Source organism: Aeromonas sp. 600886, from assembly GCF_049174935.1.
Lineage (GTDB): Bacteria > Pseudomonadota > Gammaproteobacteria > Enterobacterales > Aeromonadaceae > Aeromonas > Aeromonas veronii_A.
This window is the reverse complement of sequence record NZ_JAAKUB010000013.1, coordinates 1-22,696: the sequence shown is the minus strand read 5'-3', so window position 1 is coordinate 22,696 and position 22,696 is coordinate 1. Positions and strand designations below refer to the sequence as shown.

At 60.5% G+C, this 22,696-nt stretch carries 18 protein-coding genes and 2 tRNA genes; 9 read left to right on the top strand and 11 right to left on the bottom strand.

Going from position 1 to position 22,696, the window contains the following annotated elements:
- Nucleotides 1-5: 5 nt before the first annotated feature.
- The 8 genes from nrfD to G5179_RS11595 all read right to left on the bottom strand — a co-directional run bounded on the left by nrfD (nt 6) and on the right by G5179_RS11595 (nt 9,324).
- The gene (nrfD, locus tag G5179_RS11630; RefSeq protein WP_421258407.1) at nt 6-959 is read right to left on the bottom strand and encodes a cytochrome c nitrite reductase subunit NrfD; all 954 of its coding nucleotides are present in this window, start codon (nt 957-959) and stop codon (nt 6-8) included.
- An 87-nt stretch (nt 960-1,046) separates the two neighbouring features.
- Nucleotides 1,047-1,727 (bottom strand): cytochrome c nitrite reductase Fe-S protein, encoded by a 681-nt coding sequence (gene nrfC, locus G5179_RS11625; RefSeq protein ID WP_421258406.1) that lies wholly within the window; start codon nt 1,725-1,727, stop codon nt 1,047-1,049.
- Complete coding sequence (nrfB, locus tag G5179_RS11620; protein ID WP_421249911.1) at nt 1,724-2,323, bottom strand: cytochrome c nitrite reductase pentaheme subunit; 600 nt, start codon at nt 2,321-2,323, stop codon at nt 1,724-1,726. Before nrfB ends, nrfC begins: the two co-directional genes overlap by 4 nt.
- A 51-nt stretch (nt 2,324-2,374) precedes the next feature.
- Nucleotides 2,375-3,820: an ammonia-forming nitrite reductase cytochrome c552 subunit gene (gene nrfA, locus G5179_RS11615; protein ID WP_227342727.1), complete on the bottom strand. Its 1,446-nt coding sequence runs from the start codon at nt 3,818-3,820 to the stop codon at nt 2,375-2,377.
- A 623-nt stretch (nt 3,821-4,443) separates the two neighbouring features.
- Complete coding sequence (glpC, locus tag G5179_RS11610; RefSeq protein ID WP_158111129.1) at nt 4,444-5,646, bottom strand: anaerobic glycerol-3-phosphate dehydrogenase subunit GlpC; 1,203 nt, start codon at nt 5,644-5,646, stop codon at nt 4,444-4,446.
- Nucleotides 5,647-5,697: 51 nt separating this feature from the next.
- Nucleotides 5,698-6,963, bottom strand: a complete 1,266-nt coding sequence (glpB, locus tag G5179_RS11605; RefSeq protein ID WP_421258405.1) for a glycerol-3-phosphate dehydrogenase subunit GlpB — start codon at nt 6,961-6,963, stop codon at nt 5,698-5,700.
- Nucleotides 6,953-8,626, bottom strand: a complete 1,674-nt coding sequence (gene glpA / locus G5179_RS11600; protein ID WP_421254585.1) for an anaerobic glycerol-3-phosphate dehydrogenase subunit A — start codon at nt 8,624-8,626, stop codon at nt 6,953-6,955. Before glpA ends, glpB begins: the two co-directional genes overlap by 11 nt.
- 242 nt (nt 8,627-8,868) lie before the next feature.
- Nucleotides 8,869-9,324, bottom strand: coding sequence for a YchJ family protein (locus G5179_RS11595; protein WP_421258404.1), 456 nt, complete (start codon nt 9,322-9,324; stop codon nt 8,869-8,871).
- A 123-nt stretch (nt 9,325-9,447) separates the two neighbouring features.
- On the opposite strand from G5179_RS11595, the gene G5179_RS11590 reads away from it, so the two are divergent.
- The 4 genes from G5179_RS11590 (at nt 9,448) to G5179_RS11575 (ending at nt 14,364) form a co-directional block, all read left to right on the top strand.
- On the top strand, nt 9,448-11,115 hold the full coding sequence (locus G5179_RS11590) for a methyl-accepting chemotaxis protein (RefSeq protein WP_421258403.1): 1,668 nt from the start codon (nt 9,448-9,450) through the stop codon (nt 11,113-11,115).
- A 130-nt stretch (nt 11,116-11,245) separates the two neighbouring features.
- Entirely contained in the window at nt 11,246-12,457 is a 1,212-nt protein-coding gene (locus tag G5179_RS11585; protein ID WP_216978887.1) for an ROK family transcriptional regulator, read from the top strand.
- Nucleotides 12,458-12,631: 174 nt separating this feature from the next.
- Nucleotides 12,632-13,387: a tRNA-uridine aminocarboxypropyltransferase gene (locus G5179_RS11580; RefSeq protein WP_216953485.1), complete on the top strand. Its 756-nt coding sequence runs from the start codon at nt 12,632-12,634 to the stop codon at nt 13,385-13,387.
- Between the two features lie 200 nt (nt 13,388-13,587).
- On the top strand, nt 13,588-14,364 hold the full coding sequence (locus G5179_RS11575) for a TSUP family transporter (RefSeq protein ID WP_421254587.1): 777 nt from the start codon (nt 13,588-13,590) through the stop codon (nt 14,362-14,364).
- 76 nt (nt 14,365-14,440) lie between these two features.
- Here G5179_RS11575 and G5179_RS11570 read toward each other — a convergent pair whose 3' ends face one another.
- Both G5179_RS11570 and G5179_RS11565 read right to left on the bottom strand, forming a co-directional pair.
- Entirely contained in the window at nt 14,441-15,307 is an 867-nt protein-coding gene (locus G5179_RS11570) for a LysR family transcriptional regulator (RefSeq protein ID WP_421258402.1), read from the bottom strand.
- 66 nt (nt 15,308-15,373) lie between these two features.
- Nucleotides 15,374-16,291: a DMT family transporter gene (locus tag G5179_RS11565; protein WP_421258401.1), complete on the bottom strand. Its 918-nt coding sequence runs from the start codon at nt 16,289-16,291 to the stop codon at nt 15,374-15,376.
- Nucleotides 16,292-16,464: 173 nt separating this feature from the next.
- On the opposite strand from G5179_RS11565, the gene G5179_RS11560 reads away from it, so the two are divergent.
- The 3 genes from G5179_RS11560 to G5179_RS11550 all read left to right on the top strand — a co-directional run bounded on the left by G5179_RS11560 (nt 16,465) and on the right by G5179_RS11550 (nt 20,130).
- Nucleotides 16,465-17,343: a helix-turn-helix domain-containing protein gene (locus G5179_RS11560; protein WP_421254590.1), complete on the top strand. Its 879-nt coding sequence runs from the start codon at nt 16,465-16,467 to the stop codon at nt 17,341-17,343.
- Between the two features lie 261 nt (nt 17,344-17,604).
- Nucleotides 17,605-19,242: an ATP-dependent endonuclease gene (locus tag G5179_RS11555; RefSeq protein ID WP_421254591.1), complete on the top strand. Its 1,638-nt coding sequence runs from the start codon at nt 17,605-17,607 to the stop codon at nt 19,240-19,242.
- A gap of 168 nt (nt 19,243-19,410) precedes the next feature.
- Nucleotides 19,411-20,130: a hypothetical protein gene (locus G5179_RS11550; protein WP_151285685.1), complete on the top strand. Its 720-nt coding sequence runs from the start codon at nt 19,411-19,413 to the stop codon at nt 20,128-20,130.
- A 67-nt stretch (nt 20,131-20,197) separates the two neighbouring features.
- Here G5179_RS11550 and glgX read toward each other — a convergent pair whose 3' ends face one another.
- A complete protein-coding gene (glgX, locus tag G5179_RS11545) occupies nt 20,198-22,261 on the bottom strand; it encodes a glycogen debranching protein GlgX (protein WP_421258400.1) in 2,064 nt (687 codons plus the stop codon).
- Between the two features lie 196 nt (nt 22,262-22,457).
- On the opposite strand from glgX, the gene G5179_RS11540 reads away from it, so the two are divergent.
- A tRNA-Met gene (locus G5179_RS11540) sits at nt 22,458-22,534 on the top strand.
- Between the two features lie 87 nt (nt 22,535-22,621).
- Nucleotides 22,622-22,695, top strand: a tRNA-Met gene (locus G5179_RS11535).
- The last annotated feature ends 1 nt before the right edge of the window (nt 22,696 follow it).

Here is a 22,696-nt window from a genome sequence, read left to right as displayed (position 1 = left end):
GGTTTTTAAACTACCGTCATCTGGCCGGCATAAAGCACGAAGTAGCGCAGCAGCAGGATCCCCACCAGGGTCAGGCTGCAGACCAGCACCAGATGGCCGTTGCGCTCCCGCAGTGGCGCCGGGGTCAGCAGAGCCAGCAGCTGGGGCAGCAGCATGCCGATGCCCACCACGCCGAGCCAGAACACCTGAGCCCAGAAGCCGCTGCCGATGGCGGCCCACATCGCTACCTCTTTCTGGCCGCCACCGAAGTAGAGGCCGGTAAAGAAGCAGACCAGCAGCAACACCTCCACCGCCAGCACCGGCAGCTCGAAGCGATGCACGAAGCTCACTCCCTGGCTGTGGTGGTTCTCCTTGAAGAGCGTCACCGCCAGCAAGATGGTGGAGGCGATACCTGAGCTGATGCCCGAGACCAGAAACAGCACCGGCAGCACCGGGTTGTTCAAGAGCGGATAGGTCTTGAGCGCCGAGAGCAGAAAGCCGGTGTAGGCCCCCAGCAGCACGGCGAGCAGCAGCAACAGCGGCGCCAGCAGCCGTTCGATGCGGGCGAGCCAGCCAATCAGCTCATCCACAAAAGCGAACTTCTCTTGCAGCAGGTGACGACGCAAGGTCTCAATCTCGGCGCGAAACACCACCGCCAGCCAGGCGAACAGCACCGCCATATAGAGCTGAAACAGCATGACCCCCATCGACATCACGGAGTCGAACTGGTAGTGGAACATCAGCTTCCAGAAGGTCCAGGGGCGGGCCAGATGGAAGATAAGGATCAGTAACCCCAGCACCACGCTCACCGGCGCCAGAATGGCGGTCGCCTTGATGATGCCGCTCTCGCTGCCGGCCCCCTTGCGGCGCAGCAGCACCGAGAGGGTGGTAGCCCCGGCGGAGATGCCGAGCAGGAACAGGTAGATGGCGATCGGCCAGTCCCAGACAAGTGAAGGGAAGTGAAATGCGTCATGCAACATGATCCATTCCTCCTTCTGTTACTGCGGTAGATGGCGATCGGACAAATCCCCACACGAGGGAAGGGAAGTGAAATGCCTCTTGCATCGTCATGACTTTATCTCCCCTTTGGGCACGCGGTACATCTTGGGCGAGGTGCCGAGTGCCTGCTTGTAGCGATAGGTGGTCTCTTTCACCAGCCGTTGGGCGATGGGGCTGTCCGGGTCATCCAGATTGCCGAACACCAGCGCCTTGGTGGGGCAGGATTCCACGCACGCCGGCTCCTTGCCCGCCGCCAGGTTGGTCTTGCGGCAAAAGTCGCATTTGTCCGCCACTCGGGTGACCGGGTTGATAAAGCGCACCTGATAGGGGCAGGCGGCGAGGCAATACATGCAGCCGACGCAGAGATCCGCGTCGACATCGACGATGCCATCCTCCTTGCGAATATGGGAGGCGCCGGTCGGGCAGACGTGCACGCAGGGGGCGTTGTCACAGTGCTGGCAGGACTTGCGAAAGAAGTGGTACTCGGCGTCGGGAAATTCCCCGACCGGGCCTGAGCGGATGATCTCGAGGCGCGAGACCCCTTCCGGCACCTTGTTGACCTCCCGGCAGGCGTCCATGCAGGCGGTGCAGCCGATGCAGGCCGTCTCGTCGTGGATCATGCCATAGCGGATCCCGTCGATGGTCTGGCTGTGGGCGAGGGGGGTAGCAAGGGAACGAGTCGGCCCCGTCATCATGATAAGGGCCCCCGCGCCCATGCCCGCCATAAAGTCACGGCGAGAGCAGCTCATGATGCCTCCTTGCCGGTAGCCGGTTTGGACTGCTCCTGCCGGGCCTTGCTGGCCTCATGTTGCTTGCTGTGGCAGTCGACGCAGAGCTTGATGCGGGATTTTTCCGGGATCGCCACCATGGGCTCCTTGACCGGATGCAGCTGGTGGCAGCTGGTGCAGGTGAGCTTGGTGGCGTGCACGTCGTGGGCCCAGAGCGCCTCGCGCAGTGGTTTGGGCTCGTGGCAGCTCATGCAGACTCCGTTCTGCTCAGCGATGGGGTAGCTCTGGGTGCTCTGCTTGTTATTGAAGCTGTCGCTAAAGCGCATCACATCCTTGACCCCTTCCCTGTGCTGGGGAGAGGGCTGGCCGTGGCAGTTGGTGCAGGTGACAGGTGCCAGGTTGTTGGGATTGGTCGCCTGACCATGCTTGCCGTGCATCCCTTCGCTCTGCTCCTTGTGACAGTCGGTGCAGGCCTTGTCGGGATTGCGTAAAAATTCCACCTCATGTGCAGCTGGAACAGGGGCTGCTGTCGGCTCGGCCGCCTGACCCTGCAGGCTGGTGAACAGCATGGCTGCCATCAGCATCAGTCGTAAAAAATCCATCGTTAAATCACCCATAGGAAGCCTCCATCCGCTGCGGGCCTGGTCTGGCCGGGCCCGCAGGCGCCGTTACTGTGCCAGCCGTCCGGCCGCTTTGGCCTCGGCATCCCAGGCGGGGACCGTGGTCTTGAGGAACTGGGCCTTGTCGCTGTTGAACTGCTTCATATCCATGCCAAGGGCGGCTTGCGCTTTCTCCTTGGTGGAGATGTCGGGGATGGCGATCTCGTGGCTGATCCCCTTGCTGGCCAACAGGCGCGCCAGCTTGGTGCGGGCGTCAGCGGCTTTATCCAGCGCGCTGCCAAGTACCTTGAGGGCCACTTCGGGGGCGTGCATCTGCACCCCGTGGGAGGCGATGGCGTAGTCCCAGCGCCACTGGGCGTGACGGATGTCCTGCAGAATATCCTTCATCTCTGCCTCGGTGGCGCCGGCATCCCAGGCCGCCTTGGCTTCAAAGTGGGCGTGTACCAGCTGCTTCTCGACCTTCAGCTTGGTTTCGATCACCGCCTCTTTGCGCTGTTTGACAATCCCTTGCAGCATCTCCTTGCTCTGGGTGTGGCAGTTGCGGCAGGTCTGCTCGAAGCGATCGAAGGGGTTACCCACCTTGTGATCGGTGTAGACCTTGCCCTGCTCGTTCTGCACCTTGGGCATGTGGCAATCGACACAGGCGACGTTGTTCTGGCCGTGAATGCCGGCGCGCCAGGTTTCGTACTCGGGGTGCTGGGCTTTCAGCATGGGGGTTTTGGAGAGGGCATGGGTCCAGTCGGCAAAGCCGATTTCATCGTAATAGGCCTCCATCTGCTCCACAGTGGTGCCCTTGTCCCAGGGGAATTTGACCGCCTTGGTGGGGCCGCTGAAGTAATACTCCACGTGGCACTGGCCGCACACCTGGGACTGCTGATCAAAGCGCCCCTGCTCCTTGAACGGCTTGCCGATGGCGGTCATGGCCCGATCGGCATAGGGACGGGAGAGGTGCAGGGCCGGTTTACCCTCCTTGAACTCCTTCGAGGCGGTGTCGTGGCAGTCGGCGCAGCCGATGGTGTTGACTACTTCCGGCCCACCCTTGGCCCACATCCCTTTGAAGTAGCCATCCTCACCCTGCTCGTCGATGACGCGGGCCACATCCGGGCCTTTGCAGCTCCAGCAGGCCATCGGCAGCGGACCATCTTCGGCGGTCTTGGGGGCGCCGGTGCGCAGGGTTTCCCGCACGTCGGTCAGGGCATAGAAGTGACCGCGTGGCTTGTTGTAATCCTTGGCGAAGGGGTAACCGCCCCACAGCACCACCATGTTGGGATCTTCCGCCAGCGCATCGGTGCGTTCCTTGCTTTCGCTGGTGGCTTGCCAGCTGGTGAACTGATCGGCGTGATCCTTGGCGAACAGCTCGCTGCGCGCCTCGATCTTGCCTTTGGGTTGCGTGTCATCGGCTGCCTGTGCCCAGCCGCTGGTGCCAAGGCTGGTAGTCAGCAGCAGGGCGGCGAGGCCCAGCTTGATCTGTCTGTTGCGTGAACTCACGATCATCACTCCCTAATCGATCTCATTGCCAGACCTGACAGTTCCATCCTGGATGTGGGCATTGGTTCGCCCCCGCCAAGCAGGAGCAGGCAGGCCGCTTCATTGTTATTAGTGAATAAAACCCATGTTTTTATGCGATTGATCGAGTTGGATATTACCAAATGGGTAAAAAGAATGATGATTTATCAGAGGGGGGCTTGCGCTAGATCAATTACCGAGAGCACCAACAGACAGAAATGAGATCCCGGTTAAATTATTAAGAAAGTCAGAACATTGGAAGTGTAATGAGTCTCTGTGGCGGGACGGAGCGACACCTGAGGTATGCCTGTGTTATTTGGCAAGGCATGCAGGGTTATCTGTCATATCAATTATCTATTTATGGGTATAAAAATAATAAATGAATAAATATTCTTTTTTGAGAGGGCTGTCGGTTACAGTCTGTACGGGCCGGGCGTTCCGCCGATGGGCGAGATGGTCGGCAACATCAATGAGAGAAGCCGGCAATGCCGGCTCCTCTCAGGTCTTATCGTGATCAGATACTGTTTGGGTTGCAGCCCCAAAGGCATGGTGGTGAACCAACGAATACCCCGGCTTCGGGGTTTACACCAGCGGATATGGTCACGCTCATCTTATGCCAGAGCCTGGGCCAGCAGATGAATGGGATGCTCGCAGCGGAAGCTGGTGCTCATCTCGATCTGCCATTTGCAGGTCTCGCAATCGGTGATCACCAGATCGGGGGAGAGGCGGTTGATCTGATCAAACAGCCCCTCGCCGATGGTCTGGCTGGTCTGGTAGTTCTCCGACTTGAAGCCGTAGGTGCCGGCGATACCGCAGCACTGGGACTCCAGTACCGTCACCTTGACCCCGGGAATGGCGCGCAGCAATTCGAGGGTGTAGATGACGCCCCCCATTTTTTCCATGTGGCAGGGGGTGTGGTAGGCGATGTGCAGATTGAGCGGCTTCATCGCCGGTTTGTTGCCCTTGTAGAACTCGTTCCACAGGAAGCGGGTCACCAGCGAGATGCGATCCCGCACCTTATGGTTGTCCTGCTCCAGCAGGTGGGGATATTCATCGCGCAGGGTAAAGCCGCAGGTGGAGGAGGTAGCCAGCAGTGGCATCTCGTTACCCAGCAGGGAGTTCTCCATCTGCTTGATGTTGAAGGCCGCCTGTTGCTTGGCCTTGTCCATGAAGCCGTTGGCAATCAGCGGCACGCCGCAGCACTTCTCTCGCTCCAGCAGCTGCACACCGATGTTCATGGCGTTGAGCACCTGCACCAGCTCCTTGCCAAGCTGCGGGTGGTTGTAGTTGACGTAGCAGCCGTGGAAGTAGGCGATCTGCCGCGCAAAGCGGGACTGAGATTCTTTTTGCTTCTTGTACCAGCCGCGGAAGGTGCCCTGGGAGTATTTGGGCAGGTCGCGGTGGGAGGAGACCCCCAGCGCCTTGTCCAGCACCAGCTTCATCGGCTTGAGGCCGGTGGTGAAGTTGACCACCGGGGCCATCAGGGTAGACATGCTGCCCATCAGATCGGTGTGAGAGAGCACGAACTCGCGGATCCCCGGTTTGAAACCGCTGTACTGGTGTTTGGCCTTGGCGATGATGTCGCCGATGCGCACCCCGCTCGGGCAGGCTACTTCGCAGCGTTTGCAGTTGGTGCAGTGCTTGAGGGCGCTGTCAAACAGCTCGGGGCTCTTGATGCGCAGCCGCTCGCCATCCGGGCCCGCCTGTTTCGGGCCGGGGTAGGCGGGGTTGGCCTTGGCCACCGGGCAGTAGGCGGTACAGACGGTGCATTTGATGCACTGATCGAAAGTTTGGTTGGCGTGATCCAGTAGCATGTCAGTTCTCCTCCCGGCGATGATGAAGACACGGGATATGGGACGTAGTAATCATTGGGCCGCGCCCAGAATATGGCCGGCAGCCTGCCAGCCGGTGGCAACGGCAACGCCGGAGCCGGAACCTTCACGAATTGGGTCGTAATGGGCCAAGACACTGCCCGCGCCATAGAGGTTGGTGAGCGGCTTGCCGCCACGCAGCACTCTGAGTTTGTCGTCGGTCTTGACCCCGAAGCCCATGAAAGGGTGGTGGTCGAACAGCCGACGACCGGCCCAGGCATCACGTTCCTCCAGACTCAACACATCGGCATCGAAGATGGGTTCGCGAATGCCACGCAGACGGGATTCCAGCCCACGGCTGAAGAAGCTGCCGGAGGCAAGCACGAAGTTGTCCGCTTCAAACAGCTGATCATCGCCATTCTGGGTATGTACGCCGACCACCCGGTCACCGTCGTAACGGGCGCCCAGCACCCGCTCGCTGGTGAGGAAGGTGCCACCAAGGGCCATAAAGCGGCGCTTGAGCGCCTCCTGCATCCGCATCCCGATCAGTGATGGCGGCATGGTGGCCACCTCCTTGATGGTGCAGCCGGTACGCTGCTCCAGCTCCGTCAGACGCGGGCCTACCAGCCCCAGCGAAAGACAGGCGGGCAGCACGATATGGCGGCAACCGGGTACACCGCTCTCCTGCACCATGCGGCTGATCTCGCGGGCCAGATCGGCCACCAGATGGTGCTTGTCACACAGGCGCGCGATATCGGCTGAGCGAAACTCGTGGGGATTGCGGCTGAATTCCGCCAGCTGGGGCGGGCGGATTTCGCCGGTCAGAATGCGGCAGTGGGCAAAACGCGGATGGGTCGCCAGATTGGCGGCAGCCAGTGCCGGATGAAAGTCGCGAAAGCCCTCGAGGGTGGCCAGCAGTAGCACGTCCGGGATCGGTGCATCGGTGACACAGGCGCAGGTATCGGGGGAGAGCCAGGTGCGCTTGAGGGTACCGATGGGGGTCAGACGCTGGTGATTGGTCTCGTGGCGAACCAGCGGCAATCCCTGTTCGGCGCAGTGGCGCTGCAGATCGGCCAGACTTGCCTCGATATTTTGCATTCCGACTTTGCTGTAGGGGTGATCCGGATGGGCAGCCATAAAGGCGGGCAGGGCGGCGCGGGGATCTCCCTCGCTTTCGAGCAGATCGACCGAGCCGGAGGAGAAGTGCAGGGCACTCTGGCCGGAGGCCATCAGCAGGGTCTTCTGGCCCGCCTCTACCAGCCGCAGGGCGGCCGAGAGTCCCGCCATGCCACCGCCGATAACGATATTGTCAAACTTCATGACGGCTCTCCTTGTGAGTGGTCTCGCTGGTTGGGTCGCGTGGGGTATCGGCGACCAGCTGTGGCGCCGTCCATTCCCCCAGGCCAAACAGCCCTTCGTAGATCCAGTAGGTGAACTCGGCCTCGCGCAGGGCATCGCCCCACAGAACGGGGCGGGTTCCCTTGTAACGCTCCTCAAGGAACTGGCGCAGCATGACGCAGGCCTGACGGCCATCGGCCTTGCCGTACTCCTGCATCAGACCGGCGGCGCGGTAGGCGCAGAGCTCGCCCTGACAGGGGCCCATGCCCAGACGGGTGCGGCGGCGCAGATCGATGAGGTTGTCCACATCCAGCTCGCGCAGGGCGTATTCGATTTCACCTGCGGTGACCATTTCGCACTCGCAGATCAGGGCGTTGGCCTTGGGATTGTCACGGAAGAAGGCGATGACCCGCTCGCCGTGGCGGTATTGGGCGGAGCCTTCGACCGGCACCGAGAGACCGGGAGCGGAGACCTTCTCCGGATCCCGCGAGCCGGGCAGGCTCAGCTCGGCGGTCTGGCAGGGTTTGTTGTTACCGAGTTTCTTGGCCAGCAGATCGGTGGCCCACTCCGCCATCAGGCGGTAGGTCATCAGCTTGCCGCCGGTGATGGTGTTGAAGCCCTTGAGGCCATCGCGCTCGGCGTGATCCAGCAGCACGATACCGCGGCTGATGTTGCGGCCGGTGTCGTCACCGTCCACCGCCACCAGCGGGCGCACCCCGGCGTAGGCGCGCAGCAGACGGGTGCGCGCCATGATGGGGGCGAGCTTGATCCCCTCGCGCAGCAGCACTTCGACCTCTTCGGGTTCGACGGTGAGCTGGTCAATCTTGTTGTAATCGATGCGACTGGAGGTGGTACCGATGAGGGAGATGGTATCGCCCGGCACCAGAATGTCCGCATCCGCCGGTTTGCGGGCGCGGTTGAGCACCAGCTGGTTGATGCGGTAATCCATGATGAGCAGGGAGCCCTTGGCCGGGAACATGCGGATGCCGAGATCGGCGTATTCGCAAATTTGCTGGCCCCAGATGCCAGCGGCGTTGATCACCTCCTGACACTCCACCTCGAACGCTTCGCCGGTGCGGGTGTTGATGGCCTTGACCCCGTGCACCCGATCTTGCGTGCGCAAGAGTCCCAGTACCTTGCTGTGGGTGAAAATGCGGGCGCCATGCTCTTTGGCGTCCAGCACGTTGGCGGCGGCGAGGCGGAACGGGTCGACCGTACCGTCCGGTACATGGATGGCGCCGATCATCGCCGGGTTGGCGTTGGGCTCCATGCGCAGGGCTTCACCGGGATCGAGCTGGCGGGTTTCGATACCGGCCAGGGCGCAGGCATCCATAAAGGTGGTTTGGAAATTGATGTCATCTTCCGGCAGGGTGAGGAAGAGGCCGCCCGTGTCCTCGACACAGTGGCTGGCAATCCGCTTGAGGATGCGGTTTTCCTGGATGCATTCGCGGGCGGACTCCTGATCCGTCACCGCGTAGCGGGCACCGGAGTGGAGCAGGCCGTGGTTGCGGCCGGTGGTGCCGGCGGCGATATCATCGCGCTCGAGCAGGATGCAGTCGATGCCGCGCAGTGCGCAATCGCGCATGATACCGGCCCCTGTGGCACCGCCGCCTATGATGACGACTTGTGTAGTTATTCTTTTCATTGTTGCCCGTCTCATCTCTTCCAGATGAGGCCAGTGTGGCCTACTTCTGAGTGGAAATGTTTGATATGGGCCAAATTTGCGCTCGCAAACGCTCATTTGCTCGCGCGTTAATGAGCATTATGTGACATTTGTCACGCTTGTTATCGCATCGGTTGATGGGCTGGTGGCGAATGGCAGACACAAAAAAGGGGCATCGGATGCCCCTTGTCACTGTTTGACGAGTCTGGAGGGTGTGTGATGCGTCAGCCGCAGCACTTCTTGTGCTTTTTGCCGCTGCCACAGGGGCAGGGATCGTTGCGCCCCGCCTTGAGGGGCGCCGGATCCTGCTCTCCCTCGGTGTAGACCCAGCGTCCCTGATAACGCACGAAGCGGGAGCGCTCATGGAGGCAGTGACGCTCATCCCCTTCCAGAAACCAGGCTTTGAACTCCACCATTCCGGTTTCATCCTCCGGGCCGCCCTGGCTGGCGATGATCTCGAGACCGTCCCAGCGGGTGTCGATGCGAGAGAGCTCTTTGGCGGTGAGGCCGCCAAGGTGGGCCGGGTGCCAGCTATGGACCAGATACTCCCCCAGACCAAGCACAAAAGCACTGTAGCGCGAGCGCATCAGCTGCTCCGGGGTGTCAGCCACCGCGCCACTGTGACGTAAGCCACAGCACAATTCGAGAGAAAGGGTTGAGCCGCAAGGACAAAGATTCATGATTTTCACGTTCTGGCCGATTTGTTTAAGGGAATTGTAACGAAAGCTGGGCTCGCCCTGCCAGCACCTATACTGATGGGTAAGCAAGGAATTCCAATAAAAACAGCTGCAAGGATGTGAAAGATGACGCTAAAACAGAAAATCCTGTTATTGGGTGCAGTACCCGTGCTGCTGATGGCCCTGGTGGTCAATCTCAGTAACTATATGGTCTCCAAGAGCGACCTGGAGTCTGAGCTGGTGGTGGCGAGGGAGAATGCCATCAAGGAGCGTAAAGCGCTGCTCAGCAGTTACATCATGATGGCCAAAACCGCCGTCGATGCCGTTTATGCACAGCCGGATTCTCCGGAAAATCGTCAGAAGGTCAAAGAGCTGCTCAGGCCGTTGCGTTACGGCAGCGATGGCTATTTCTTTGTCTATGACTTCGAGGGCAACACTATATTGCTGCCTACCCGTGCCGAGCTGGAGGGAAAAAATCGCTGGAACGACAAGGATGCCAAGGGCAAGTTGCTGATCCAGGACATTATCAAGGTGGCCCGTCAGGGGGATGGCTTTGCCGAGTACTGGACGGCCAAACCTTCCATTGGTCGTGATGCTCCCAAGCTCGCCTACAACATTGCGCTCGACAAATACCAGTGGGTTATCGGTACCGGTTTCTATATCGATGACATCGACAACGAGCTGGCGGCCCTGCGCGCCGAGCGCGAAAGCAATATGCACGAGTCGCTGCAGAGCAGTGTGCTGGTGATCTTGCTGATCCTCGGTATTACCCTGGCGGCGACTGTGATCGTGGGGAATCGTGTCACCAAGCCGCTGGCAGATGCCGTGTTGGCATTGAACGATATTGCCAATGGAGACGGGGATCTGACCCAGCGGCTCAAGGTGCAGAGTGACGATGAGATCGGGCAACTGGCTAGCGCCTTCAACCGCTTTGTCGAGCGGATCCAGTCGGTAGTGAGTCAGGTTGGCGAGACCAGTAACCATCTCTTCACCGCCGTTGACAAGCTGCACCATCTGAGTGAGCACTACGACAAGCAGATGCATGGTCATAGCCGGGAGACCGATCAGGTGGTGACTGCGGTGACCGAGATGAGCTCCACCGCCCAGGAGGTGGCTGCCAGTGCCTCCAACGCGGCGACGGCAACCAGTGATGCAGCCCGTGAATCGGACGCCGCTCGTGGTGTGGTCAGCACGGCTATCAACAGCATCAACCGACTGGTGGGGGAGGTGCATACCGCGGCTGGCGTCATCGCACAGTTGGCCCAAGAGACCGCCAAGATTGGTTCTGTGGTCGAGGTTATTCGCGGCATTGCCGAACAGACCAACCTGTTGGCGCTGAATGCGGCGATCGAGGCTGCTCGGGCGGGCGAGCAGGGCCGCGGTTTTGCGGTGGTGGCGGACGAGGTGCGTTCGCTGGCCGGTCGTACCCAGCAGAGCACCAAGGAGATCAATGAGATGCTCCAGCGCTTGCAAGGGGGGGTGAAGCAGGCGGTGGATGTGATGCAGGCGAGCGAGGATCGCAGTCAGGAGACGGTGCAGGAGGCGAGCCATATTGCCAGCTCCCTCGACAGCATGGTGATGGCGGTCAGTACCATCAACGACATGAATATTCAGATCGCTACCGCTGCCGAAGAGCAGCACGCGGTGTCGGAGGAGATCAACAAGAACCTGGTAGCCATTCAGCAGATAGTCAGCGAGCTGACCGATGCAGCCATGGAGTCCAATAGCACCACCCGCGATCTGGCCAATACCGGTGACAAATTGCGCAAACTGGTCTCCCAGTTCCGTTATTGAGCCCGACCATCTCGATGATATTCACTCAACAATGCGGTCTGAACCCCGGTTCAGACCGCGCTTTATTTGGGGATCGAGCAATAATGTGTGAAAATCGGTGGCCCCAGTTTCAGCCCTTAATCCATACCCTATGAATGAGATCGTGAAAGGCAGTATCGATTTGATCCGTCAGCTCAACTATGGCCTGGTCTATGCCAGTCTGGAGGAGCACAAGGAGCTGTCGCGCACCGATCTCTCCCGCCTGACCGGCCTCTCGCCAGCCAGTATCACCAAGATCACCAGGGAACTGCTCGATGGGGGTCTGGTGGTGACCTGTGGTGAAAGTTCGGTGGGGCGCGGCCGTCGTCAGACCCTGCTGCGTATTAACGAGCGCCGCTTCCAGTTTCTCTCCATGCGTCTTGGTCGTGGTTACGTGGATATGGCGCTGTTCGACTTTTCAGGCCGCTCCCTGGCCCGCCATCGCCATCTCTTTACCGAGCTTGAGCGTAACGACCTGCTGGGCAGCTTAGTACATGCGATCCAGGGGTTCTTGCCGAGAAAGTCCCTCAATCTGGCCTGTATCGCTCTCTGTCTACCCGGACAGGTAGAGCGTCACTCCGGTATGGTCAAACATTTCCCCTTCTATGATCTGCGCAACTGGCCGCTTGGGCCGACCTTGCAGGAGGTGTTCTCGGTACCTGTGCTGGTGAGTGGTGATGTGCGCACCTGGATCCAGGCAGAGCGGGAGTGGGGGGCCGCCAAAAATTGCGCCGATGCGGTGCTGGTGTTTGTCCACAACGACATCGGGGTTGGCATGGTGGTCAATGGCCAGCTTATCGAGAGCGAGAATGCGCTGCTCGGTGATCTCAGCCACCTGCAGCTCGAGCCCTATGGCCAGCGCTGCTACTGCGGCGGCTTTGGCTGCGCCTGTACCCTGGTGACCAATCAGGCGCTGGAGGCGCAATACCGGGATCTGCGCGAGCGGATGCAGGAGCACGACTTGCCCGAGAGCGTTACCATCCGCGAGCTGTGCGAGCTGGCGCTGGCGGGCAACAGCCTCTGTCAGGATATTCTCCATCAGGCGGCGGGCCGCCTCTCCAAGGTGCTATCCAACCTCATCTGCCTGCTTAATCCGGGCAAGCTGCTGCTGGGGGGCGAGATCACCCGTGCCGATCGGCTGCTGTTCCCCATGCTGCACCAGTCGCTGGCCAGCCAGTTGCCCGCCGAATATCTGGTTCGGCTGCAGATTGAATCCACCCACTTCTACGAAGATCCCACCAAGCCCACCTCGGTGCAGGTGCACAAGGCGCTGCGCGATGGCAGCCTGTTGCTGGAGCTGCTGCGCAGCTGTCAGGAGTCGTAAGACAAGAGGAGTTGGCGCAGTGTCTGGCGAAAAGGGCAGGGATTGCTGTTCCGCCAGCGCGTAACTCGGTACAATCTTGCGCTTTTCCGGCAGTCCCCCTGTTATCGCGCCCTGTGGCGCCGTGACATGTTGGCACCGCTGCCGTTCCTGTTTTGACTCCAGTTGTGAACCTAGATGAAGCCTGTTCCTGATCACGCCGTCAACCGCCTGCGGGCCTGGCGCAAGAGTATCTCTACCCGACCGTTTCTTGCCCGTGGCGGCACTCTGGCCCGCTGTCCGGCCTGTCAGCTGCGCGAGGATTGGTGTGCCTGCGAGTGGCGCCCCGAACTCAAAGCAGAGGCAGGTTTCTGCCTGCTGATGTATGACAGTGAGCCGATGAAACCCTCCAACACCGGTCGCCTCATTGCCGATGTGTTGCCGGATACCACCTGGGCGTTTCTCTGGTCACGTACCCAGCCCCATCCCGAGCTGCTGGCCCTGCTGGCCGATCCAGCCTGGCAGCCCTATGTGGTCTTTCCCGCTTGCGAGAAGGAGCCTGCCCGCCTGACCGGCGAGGTGACGCTGGCACCGGGTAAAAAACCGCTCTTTATCCTGCTCGATGGCACCTGGCCGGAGGCGCGCAAGATGTTCAACAAGAGCCCCTATCTCGACGGATTTCCGGTGCTCGCCATCAAGCCCGATGCGCTCTCGACCTATGGGATGCGGGTGGCCAACTGCGACGAGCACCTCTGCACCGCCGAAGTGGCGGCCTGCGTGCTGGAAGTGGCGGGGGAGCTCAAGGCGGGGCAGGCATTGCAGCACTGGTTCAATCTGTTCAGCAGACGCTACATGGCCGGTCGGGTCAGCCGTTTCCCCGGTGCCGATGAGGATCATCTATGTGAGGCGCTGGCGGCCATCAAGGAAGCGGAAGTCCCGTCACCCGCGCTGTAACGGGCCCTCTGAGGGTTGGGGCAGGGGCGTGGCCGCTCAAATTAATGAAAATCAGGAATCAATTGGCTGCCACTGTTTCGTTAGATTCATGGTCAGTGGCCCGCTAGGATAGCGAACAGCCTGTGCCCCCGCACAACGTCGTTTTGGTGTTCTCCGGTTGCCCGCCCCCTTCGGGCAACCCACTCTCGTGAGGTCTATGGATGGAATTGGAACTGGTTACCCTGTTTGCCCTGTTCGGTGTGGCGCTTGTCGCCGGCTTTATCGATGCCATCGCCGGTGGCGGCGGTCTGCTGACGGTGCCGGCTTTGCTGGCCACCGGCATGCCGCCCGCGCTGGTGCTCGGTACCAACAAGCTGCAGAGCAGTTTTGGCTCCTTCTCCGCCACCTGGTTCTATGCTCGCAAGGGGCTGCTGGAGTGGGTGATGATCTGGCCTGCGGTGATCTGCACCTTTATCGGTGCGGCCATCGGCACGCTGGCGGTGCAGACCATAGATGCCGCCATTCTCGAGCGCCTGCTCCCTTTCCTGCTGATGGCCTTTGCCTGCTACTTCTACTTCTCGCCGCGGGTAAGCGATGCCGAGAGCTCCCGCCGTCTGACTCCCATGCTGTTTGCGCTGCTGGTGGGGGGCGGTGTCGGCTTTTATGACGGCTTCTTCGGGCCGGGCACAGGTTCGTTTTTTGCCATTGGTTTCGTGGCGCTGGCGGGCTTTGGCATGGCGCGCGCCACCGCCCATACCAAGCTGCTCAACTTCACCTCGAATATCGCCTCCCTGCTGTTCTTTGCGCTCGGTGGCAAGGTGGTGTGGAGTGTCGGTTTTTGCATGGCGCTGGGGCAGTTTATCGGCGCCCGTTTTGGCTCCAAAATGGTGCTGAAAAAAGGGGTGAAGCTGATCAAGCCGTTGCTGGTGACCGTCTCCTTGCTGATGTCTGCCAAGCTGGTGTGGAGCCAGTATCCGGAGCTGTTTGCCTGGATCTGATGTGCGCCTTGCTTGCCGCATCGCAATTGTTAACGGGGCCCTCGGGCCCCGTTGTCACATCTGCTGGGTTGAGCAGTTAGCTCGGCGTGACGCTGCGGTGGCGAAAGTGTTGGTGCAGGGCGTTCACCAGCCGTGCGATCCGCTCGCGCTTTAGGCTGTTTGGTCGGTAGACCAGATGAAGGGGGCGGCCCAGCCCGGGCAGTGGGCGTGCCATCTCCCCCTGTTCTCCCACCAGCCCCAGCAGGCCAGCGGGGAGCAGCACAGGGCCAATGCCTGCCTTGGCGAGTTCGATGAGCGCAAGATAGGAGTCGAGCTCCATGGCGGGCTCCAGCCCCAAATCAGCCAACGGTTCGCGCAGGTAGCGATTGGAGGGGTTCTCCAGATCCATGGTGAGGATCTTGCGCCTGCTTTCTGAGCTGGCTGGCGGCAGGCTCTGCTGCGCCTCGCCAACCAGATAGAAGGGCTCCTCAAGCAGCAGATCGGCGCCGAGGCCATGGCCGGGCGGGAGCCGACCGGCGCAGATGCCGAGCAGGGCATCGCCGCTGCGCACCCGCGCCAGAATGACCGGCGTGTGGTGGGTAGAGAGGGCAAGGTGGGGATCGCGCTCCAGATAGTCGCGCATAAAGTGGGCGAGGTAGCCCGCCAGCAGGGTTTCGGAGCAGGCGATGGGGAGGGGGCTCTGGTCCGCCAGATCCTGACTATCGGCCAGCACCCCCTTCATTTCGGCCAGACTCGGGGCCACTCGCTCCAATAGCTCCTGCGCCTGCGGAGTGAGGCGGATCTGGCGCCCCTCCGGCTCGATCAACTTCTTGCCAAGGCGTTGCTCCAGCTGGGCAATCCGCTTGCTCACCGCCGACTGGCTGATATAGAGGCGACTGGCCACCTTGGCCATGGTTCCTTCACTTGCCAGCAGGCTCAGCGTCTCCAGCCCTTCCAGTAACATCTCGCCCCCTTGTTTATCGCCATCAGGATCGTCACAGATTGAGCGTTACCTTAGGGGCTGACTGGTTCAGGAGCAAGGGTCGTTTGCTGCCTTGGCCGGTCGAATGCGCCATTCGCTCAAGGGCGGCGCGAAGATCACCAGATTGCCGATCAGGCTCACCACCACCCCGGCCACCGAGACCGCCTGCCAGACAAAGCCTTCGTAGAAGGTGGAGAGGGTAAGCGCCACCAGAGGAAAGAGCACGGTGGCGTAGGAGGCCTTGCTGGCACCGATGCGCCCAACCAGGGTCAGGTAGGCGGTAAAGGCGATCACCGAGCCAAACAGGGCGAGGTAGACCATGGCCGCCAGATAGTGGCTGTCGGTCGGCACCACCAGTTGCTGCCCGAGCAATGTGACCCAGCCCAGCAACAGCACCACGCCGTAAACCATGCCCCAGGGCACCATCTGCAACACATGGTAGCCGTGGCGCTGGCCGCGGGCCGAGACCAGATTGCCCAGCGAAAAACAGAGGGTGCCGCCACAGGCGAACAGCAATCCCTTCCAGCCGTTTGCACCCAGTTGCGCATCTGCCAGCACCGGCCAGAACAGCAGCAGGGTGCCAAAGAGCCCCAGTAACGACCCTTGCAGCCAGCGCATGCTCGGACGTTTGCCCTCGAACAGCCAGAGGTTGAGGCCGTTGAAGATGCTGGCACTGGCGAAGATCACCGCCGACATGCCGCTCGGGATGTAACGGGTGGCGTGGTAGAAGCAGAGAAAGTTGGTGGAAAAGAGCAGGGCTCCGAGCAACGCGGCGTAACGCTGGCCGTGCCAGGGGAGGCGTGGAAAGCGGCCGCTGGCGGTGAGCAGGGCAAACAGTGCCACCGCTGCCAGCAGGAAGCGGTAGAGCACCGATACCTCGATGGGAATGGGGCCAAGTTGCCAGGCGATGGCAATCCAGGTGCTGCCCCAGATAAGCACGGTGGCAAGATAGAGCATCAGGTTCATCACAGTTCCGGTGAGTCAGGGAGAGATGACCCACTATGGGGCAAGCCCTGATGGCTGGATTGCACCATCTTGCGGTTTTTCATCGCCCTGCGCTGTCATCTGCGGGCGCGGTCGGTAAGATGGATGGCAGCGGAATAACCCGTACACATAACCAGAACAGTTGGCAGGGACTAATGAAAACAGCAAGGGTATTCGATGCACTGGTCAGCACCGGCGCCCGGCTGGAGGACGCCTGCTGGCTCGAACCCGGGCTTGGCGTCGCCAGTTGGCGCAACTGCTATGACCAGACCCGCTATCACAAGCCGGGCCACCACACCCTGAGCGTCTATCTGCAAGGAGGCGAGCAGACCGAGCGACTCGATGGGCCGGGTGGCCACGGCGGCACCGGCAAGGTGTGCATCATGCCGGATCACCACAGATCCGAGTGGCTGGTGCGCGAAGAGTTTCGCTTCTTTCATCTCTACTTCACCCCGACTCACCTCACCCGTATCGCCGAGGAGGTGTGTGACAAGGAGGGGCGCCACCTGCAACTGGTGGACAAGACTTTCATCGATGATCCGCAGGCGGCCGGACTGGTGCAGCGCCAGTTGATGCAACTTCAGTGGCAGCACGGGGTCGATCGGCTGGCGCTTTCCCACGGCGCCTGGATGTTGATCCTCCACGCCTACCGCCACCATACCGAGGAGGCCCCAGGTTTGCCGCCTCTGCGCGGCGGGCTGGCGCCCGTGGTGATCAAACGGGTGCAGGAGTATCTGCAGGCCCATCTGGCCGACTCGGTCACGCTGGCAGAGCTGGCGCAGCAGGCTGGGTTGAGCGAGTACCACTTCGCCCGCATGTTCGGCCAGAGTATCGGCTGCCCGCCCCACCGCTATCTGCTGGGGCTGCGGCTCAAACGGGCCAAGCAGCTGTTGGCTGGCCCCGAGCCGCTGGCCAGCATCGCCAGTCAGTGTGGCTTCTCTTCCCAGGCCCATTTTGGTAATCGTTTTCGCAAGGCGTTTGGTTTGACGCCGGGGCAGTGGCGGGCACAATTGTCATCTTCCCGTCACAGATAACCCTGAGACTTTGGGCAAAAGAGGTGTACTCTCTACCACTATCCATTGAAAGGAATGCCCATTGAATTATCGCAAACGTCAAATCCGTACCCGTCACCTTTGGTTCAGCCACTGGAATGCCCCGCAAGATCGCACCGCTGTCGTCACCCCTCCCGAACCTGCAGTGCCTCACAGTTCACGTTGAAAAAGCCCGGCTGCCGATAGGATTTTCCAGTTAACTTTGCCACTATTGCTCAATCTGAGTGACGTGGACATTGCTGGATGTTTCTGGAACGTATTGAAGTCAAAGGTTTTCGCGGTATAAATCGTCTTTCGCTCGGGTTGGATCACACCACAGTGCTGATTGGCGAGAATACCTGGGGCAAGTCGAGCCTGTTGCGCGCGCTCTGGTGTCTGCTGGGGCAGAATGCCGAGCCCTATCAGTTCACCGCCGAGGATTTTCACCAACCGGAAGATCCCGAGCTGGCCCCTTCGCGTCATCTGCAACTGGTGCTCACCTTCAGTGAGCACAGGCCACAAATGTGCCAGCATTCTCGCCGTCTGGCTCGTCTTGGCGCCTCCTGGGTGCTGCACAAGGACAAGTTTCATCGCATCCACTATCGTGCCAGTGCCGAGCTGCAAGCTGATGGCTCTGTGCTCACCATTCACGACTTTCTCGACGGGGTGGGCAAGAGCCTGCCTATTGCCAATACTAACGAACTGGTTAGCCTGCTGATCACCATGAACCCGGTGTTCCGGCTGCGGGACGCTCGCAGTGCCCGCAACGGGGTGGAAACCCTGCAGTGGGGAGATCTCTCGGAGCACAGACTCAGTGAACTGGCCGACAAGCTGATCGATGAGCCCCAGCGCATCGGGGAGCCGGAGTTGAAGGAGGCGCTGCAAGCAGTGCGCCAGCTGATGGATCACTATTTCAACGCTCTGGCCCCCATCAAGAACAAACCGCGCAGCCAGCGTGACATCATCAATCGTCCCATGACGTTGCGCAATCCTGGCAACCTGCACACCCTGCTGCGCCATGCCGATAACCGCACCCTGCAACTGGCGATGGCCGGGATGGCGGCGACCCTGCTGCAGGCGCGAGGCAATCGCGAGCTGGAGGAGGGGGCCCGTCCCATCATGATCCTGGAGGATCCTGAGAGCCGGCTGCACCCGACCATGCTGGCGCTGGCGTGGGGGCTGCTGGAACAACTGCCGGGCCAGAAGCTGCTCACCACCAACTCGGGAGATCTGCTCTCTTCCCTGCCGCTCAATCAGGTGCGACGACTGGTGCGCCGTCAGCAGGATATCCTCTGTCACCAGCTGGGGGGCGAGCGTTACAGCAGCGACGATCTGCGCAAGATCGCCTTCCACGTGCGGATCAACCGCCCCATGTCGCTGTTTGCCCGTTGCTGGCTGCTGGTGGAGGGGGAGACCGAGATCTGGCTGCTCTCCGAGCTGGCCCAGATCTGTGGTTACAGTTTGCGGGCCGAAGGGGTGCGGATTATCGAGTTTGCCCAGTGCGGCCAGTCACCGCTGATCAAGGTGGCGCGGGATTTTGGTATCGAGTGGCACCTGTTGACCGATGGCGACGAGGCGGGGCTCAAGTATGCTGCTTCGGCCCGGGGCCAACTCAAAGGGGAGCGGGAACGGGATCGGTTGACTCAGTTGCCAGCCTCTGACATTGAACATTACCTCTATCACAATGGTTTTGAAGCCGTGTTCCGGCGGGAAGCAGGGGTGGGCGGACGAGCCATGTGGAGTGCCAGTCATATCATCAATAAGGCGATTCATCACCGCAGCAAGCCGGGGATGGCACTGGCGGTGGTGGAAGAAGCCGAGCGGCTTGGTGCCGAGCATATTCCTCCCGTGCTGCGTCAGATGTTTGCGCGGGTAGTGGCACTGGCTCGCGGTCAGGTGTGAAGTCGGTGTGATAATGGGCCTGTCGGCTGCATCATGACCTTCGGGGCATCTGCTCATTTTTTGCCGGTCTGTTTGTCGTGATTGGGGATAGCCGCAGGTTTGGGTATACTCGCCCACTCTTCTCTGGCGCCCCGGTGGCGCTCCCGAATTCTTGCTGCTGGAGGCGTCATGTTCGTCCAACTCCCACTTTGGCTCTTTCCCCTTACCGGCTTGATGGCGCTTGGTGCCCTCATTGCCCTCGGTATCGTGTTATGGCGCGGTGATATCTGCCCCGGCCAGCGCTCACGCATCACTCAGCAGCTCTTCTCCATCTGGGTCATTACCGCGCTCTCCTTGATGCTGGCGGTAGAGGCCAAGGCGGCCAGTTGGCTGATCTGGAGTGGTGGTGCCGCACTGGTGCTCGGGGTCGGCTTGTCGCTGGCCCAGTCACGGCTGGAGGGCAAGCGTGCAGTCCCCTCAACGCTGCTCTGGCTACCGGCGTTGCCACTCGCTGTTTATGGCTTCGGGCTGCTGCAGCTGCAGGGCTGGGTGAGCGGTTTATTGCAGATGGTGATGCTGGGAGCGGCCTTTGCTCACCTGATGCTGTTGCGAGCCCGTCACCGCCTCAAGGCGTTTAATACTCTTCTGCCGCTGGCTGCGCTGGCGGGCGCCATGGCCAGCCTTATCTGGCTGGCCGTGCTGGTGGGCTGGCAAGGGGCTGAAGCCAATCTCGATGATCTGATCCCGGCGGTGGTGACACAGGCTGCCTTGTTGGTGGCTTCCCTGCTGCTCTGGTTCAGCCCGCTCTACTTGCAGCGTGATACCGCGCCTGTGGTGGTTTCCACTTCCCTGTGTGGCCTGCTTATCGCCCAGATCGCCGCTACCAGCGTGCTGTACCAGCTGATCTGACACTGGTACTGAAAAGAGCAAGCCCCGAGCCAAGGCCCGGGGCTTTTTCATATCTGACTCTCGAGAATCAATAGAAGTCATCGGCCCCGCAGATAAACAGGCAACTGCTGCGTGGCTGGGCCAGATACTCTCTGGTCAACCCTTCCAGTGGCATGCCGAAAGTGCAGATATCTTGCGGTGAGGGGAGGGCGGTATCGAGGATCCGCCGCCAGTAGCCGCCAACTCCCTTGGGCGGGCTGGGCAGGTTGAAGGTGAGGGGCTCCCAGTAGGCGTTAAACAGTACGTAAAGGGCCAGTCGGGTTTCGCTTGACAGGGCCGACATGGCGATTGCATGGGAGTGGGGACTGAAGTCTGGCTGCATGGCATTGACTCCGTGCCAGCAGATCTCGCTGTGCCGCAGGATTTCGGTGAGCGACAGTGGCATGCTCTCCTGCTCCGGGCGCTGGAACAGATGTTTGCGATATTGGATCAGCTCCTTCATGAAGCGGAACATCTCCTGGCTGCGGGGAGTTGGTTGCCAATCCATCCAGCAGGTCGCGTTGTCCTGACAGTAACCGTTGTTGTTGCCGTGCTGGGTGCGCAGCAGTTCATCCCCCATCAACAGCATCGGGGATCCCACCGATAACAGGGTTGCCACCATCATGTTCTTGGCTTGGCGCGTGCGCAGGGCATTGATCTGGGGATCGTCCGTTACCCCTTCATGGCCGTGGTTCCAGCTGAAGTTGTGATCACAGCCATCACGGTTCTGCTCGCCATTGGCCTCGTTATGCTTGTTGTTGTAGCTGGCCCAGTCCCACAGGGTAAAGCCGTCGTGGCAGGTGACGAAATTGATGCTCTTCTCGGGATCTGCATGGTGATAGTGATAGATATCGGGGCTACCGCACAACCGTTCGACAAAGGCGGTGACGCTGTTGTCATCCCCGCGCAGAAACCGGCGTACGTCGTCCCTGAACTGGCCGTTCCACTCACGCCAGCGGGCGCCGGCCAGTGATCCCACCTGATAGAGCCCCCCTGCATCCCAGGCCTCGGCGATCAGCTTGATATCGGCGATCTTGGGATCGGTATCTATGGTGCGCAGGGTCGGGGCATTGGCCTGTGGCTGGCCCGATTCATCCCGCGACAAAATGGCAGCCAGATCAAACCGGAAGCCATCGACGTGCATCTCCTGGCGCCAGAAGTGCAGGCTGTCCATGATCATCCGCAGTACCACCGGGTGTGCGCCGTTGAAGGTGTTGCCACAGCCCGAGTAGTTGGTGTCCTTCTGGTTGTTGTCGAGGATGTAGTAGGCCTCGTTGTCGATGCCGCGAAACGAGAAGGTGGGGCCATCATCTCCCCCCTCGGCGGTGTGGTTGTAGACCACATCCAGGATCACCTCGATATTGGCCCTGTGCAGCGCCTTGACCATATCGCGAAATTCGGTCAGCGGATCATCGCCACAGGCGTACTGGGCATGGGGGGCGAAAAAGGACATGGGGCTGTATCCCCAGTAGTTGGATAGCCCCTTGGGAGCATCCTGAGGATCGAACTGAAACACCGGCAGCAGTTCAACGGCGGTGACTCCGAGAGATTGCAGATAGGGGATCTTCTCAATCAATCCAAGATAGGTGCCCCGCAATGCAGGATCAACCCCGGAGCTCGGGGAGTTGGTAAACCCCCCCAGATGGAGTTCGTAAATCACCGAGCGGGAGAGAGAGTGAGCAGGCAGTTTGTCTCCTTCCCAGTTGTAGTGGCGGGTATCGACTACCCGATTTTTGGCGCAGCAAGCCATATTGCTGCCGGGGCGTGCAGCCGCCCATCGGTCATAGTTGGGGCCCAGTTCAATACTGCGCCCATAGGGATCGAGCAGAACCTTGTCACCATCAAAGCGGGTGCCACAATAGGGACGCCATGGTCCCTGGATACGGTAAGCGTAGCGTTGCCCGATGGGGAGTCCTTCAATATGGATATGCCAGTAGTAGGCAGTTCGGTTGAAACGGGGGGAGAGGGGAATTACCTCGGGACTATCATCTTCGGCTCTGGAGAAAAGCAGCAGCTCTACCCGGCTGGCCAAGCGGGCCCAGATGGCGAAGTTGACGCCGCGGTTGTCGGGTGTCGCCCCCAACTGACGGCAGTGACCGGCGGAGATGCGCATATCATACCTACCCAAAATGAGGAGTGTTCATCTCACTGAGTGTAGTGCCTGGTATGTGGCTTTGACTCTATTGCCTGAAAAAACAGCATGATGCTGCTAATGTCCTCACTCTCTGTCTGATTAATCTACGAATAAACTTTTTTTGAGATATTTACTTGCAATCTGTGCGCTGGCGCCTATTATTGGCGACCTCAGACGCGGGGTGGAGCAGCTCGGTAGCTCGTCGGGCTCATAACCCGAAGGTCGTCGGTTCAAATCCGGCCCCCGCAACCAACTTTTCGTCAGCCTGCGATTGTGTCAACAGTCGAAAGCAGACAAACGCCATCAAGCTACTGCTCGGCTTGAGGGTGACAATTCGGACGCGGGGTGGAGCAGCTCGGTAGCTCGTCGGGCTCATAACCCGAAGGTCGTCGGTTCAAATCCGGCCCCCGCAAC

What these genes read in the sequence shown, in the direction of transcription:
- G5179_RS11575 (WP_421254587.1), top strand. Translation starts at nt 13,588, where the DNA reads ATGGAATTGGAACTGGTTACCCTGTTTGCCCTGTTCGGTGTGGCGCTT.
- G5179_RS11570 (WP_421258402.1), bottom strand. Translation starts at nt 15,307, where the DNA reads ATGTTACTGGAAGGGCTGGAGACGCTGAGCCTGCTGGCAAGTGAAGGA.
- glpC (WP_158111129.1), bottom strand. Translation starts at nt 5,646, where the DNA reads ATGCTACTGGATCACGCCAACCAAACTTTCGATCAGTGCATCAAATGC.
- G5179_RS11550 (WP_151285685.1), top strand. Translation starts at nt 19,411, where the DNA reads ATGTTCGTCCAACTCCCACTTTGGCTCTTTCCCCTTACCGGCTTGATG.
- G5179_RS11565 (WP_421258401.1), bottom strand. Translation starts at nt 16,291, where the DNA reads ATGAACCTGATGCTCTATCTTGCCACCGTGCTTATCTGGGGCAGCACC.
- G5179_RS11585 (WP_216978887.1), top strand. Translation starts at nt 11,246, where the DNA reads ATGAATGAGATCGTGAAAGGCAGTATCGATTTGATCCGTCAGCTCAAC.
- nrfB (WP_421249911.1), bottom strand. Translation starts at nt 2,323, where the DNA reads ATGGGTGATTTAACGATGGATTTTTTACGACTGATGCTGATGGCAGCC.
- G5179_RS11555 (WP_421254591.1), top strand. Translation starts at nt 17,605, where the DNA reads ATGTTTCTGGAACGTATTGAAGTCAAAGGTTTTCGCGGTATAAATCGT.
- nrfA (WP_227342727.1), bottom strand. Translation starts at nt 3,820, where the DNA reads ATGATCGTGAGTTCACGCAACAGACAGATCAAGCTGGGCCTCGCCGCC.
- G5179_RS11580 (WP_216953485.1), top strand. Translation starts at nt 12,632, where the DNA reads ATGAAGCCTGTTCCTGATCACGCCGTCAACCGCCTGCGGGCCTGGCGC.
- nrfD (WP_421258407.1), bottom strand. Translation starts at nt 959, where the DNA reads ATGTTGCATGACGCATTTCACTTCCCTTCACTTGTCTGGGACTGGCCG.
- G5179_RS11560 (WP_421254590.1), top strand. Translation starts at nt 16,465, where the DNA reads ATGAAAACAGCAAGGGTATTCGATGCACTGGTCAGCACCGGCGCCCGG.
- nrfC (WP_421258406.1), bottom strand. Translation starts at nt 1,727, where the DNA reads ATGAGCTGCTCTCGCCGTGACTTTATGGCGGGCATGGGCGCGGGGGCC.
- G5179_RS11590 (WP_421258403.1), top strand. Translation starts at nt 9,448, where the DNA reads ATGACGCTAAAACAGAAAATCCTGTTATTGGGTGCAGTACCCGTGCTG.
- G5179_RS11595 (WP_421258404.1), bottom strand. Translation starts at nt 9,324, where the DNA reads ATGAATCTTTGTCCTTGCGGCTCAACCCTTTCTCTCGAATTGTGCTGT.
- glpB (WP_421258405.1), bottom strand. Translation starts at nt 6,963, where the DNA reads ATGAAGTTTGACAATATCGTTATCGGCGGTGGCATGGCGGGACTCTCG.
- glpA (WP_421254585.1), bottom strand. Translation starts at nt 8,626, where the DNA reads ATGAAAAGAATAACTACACAAGTCGTCATCATAGGCGGCGGTGCCACA.
- glgX (WP_421258400.1), bottom strand. Translation starts at nt 22,261, where the DNA reads ATGCGCATCTCCGCCGGTCACTGCCGTCAGTTGGGGGCGACACCCGAC.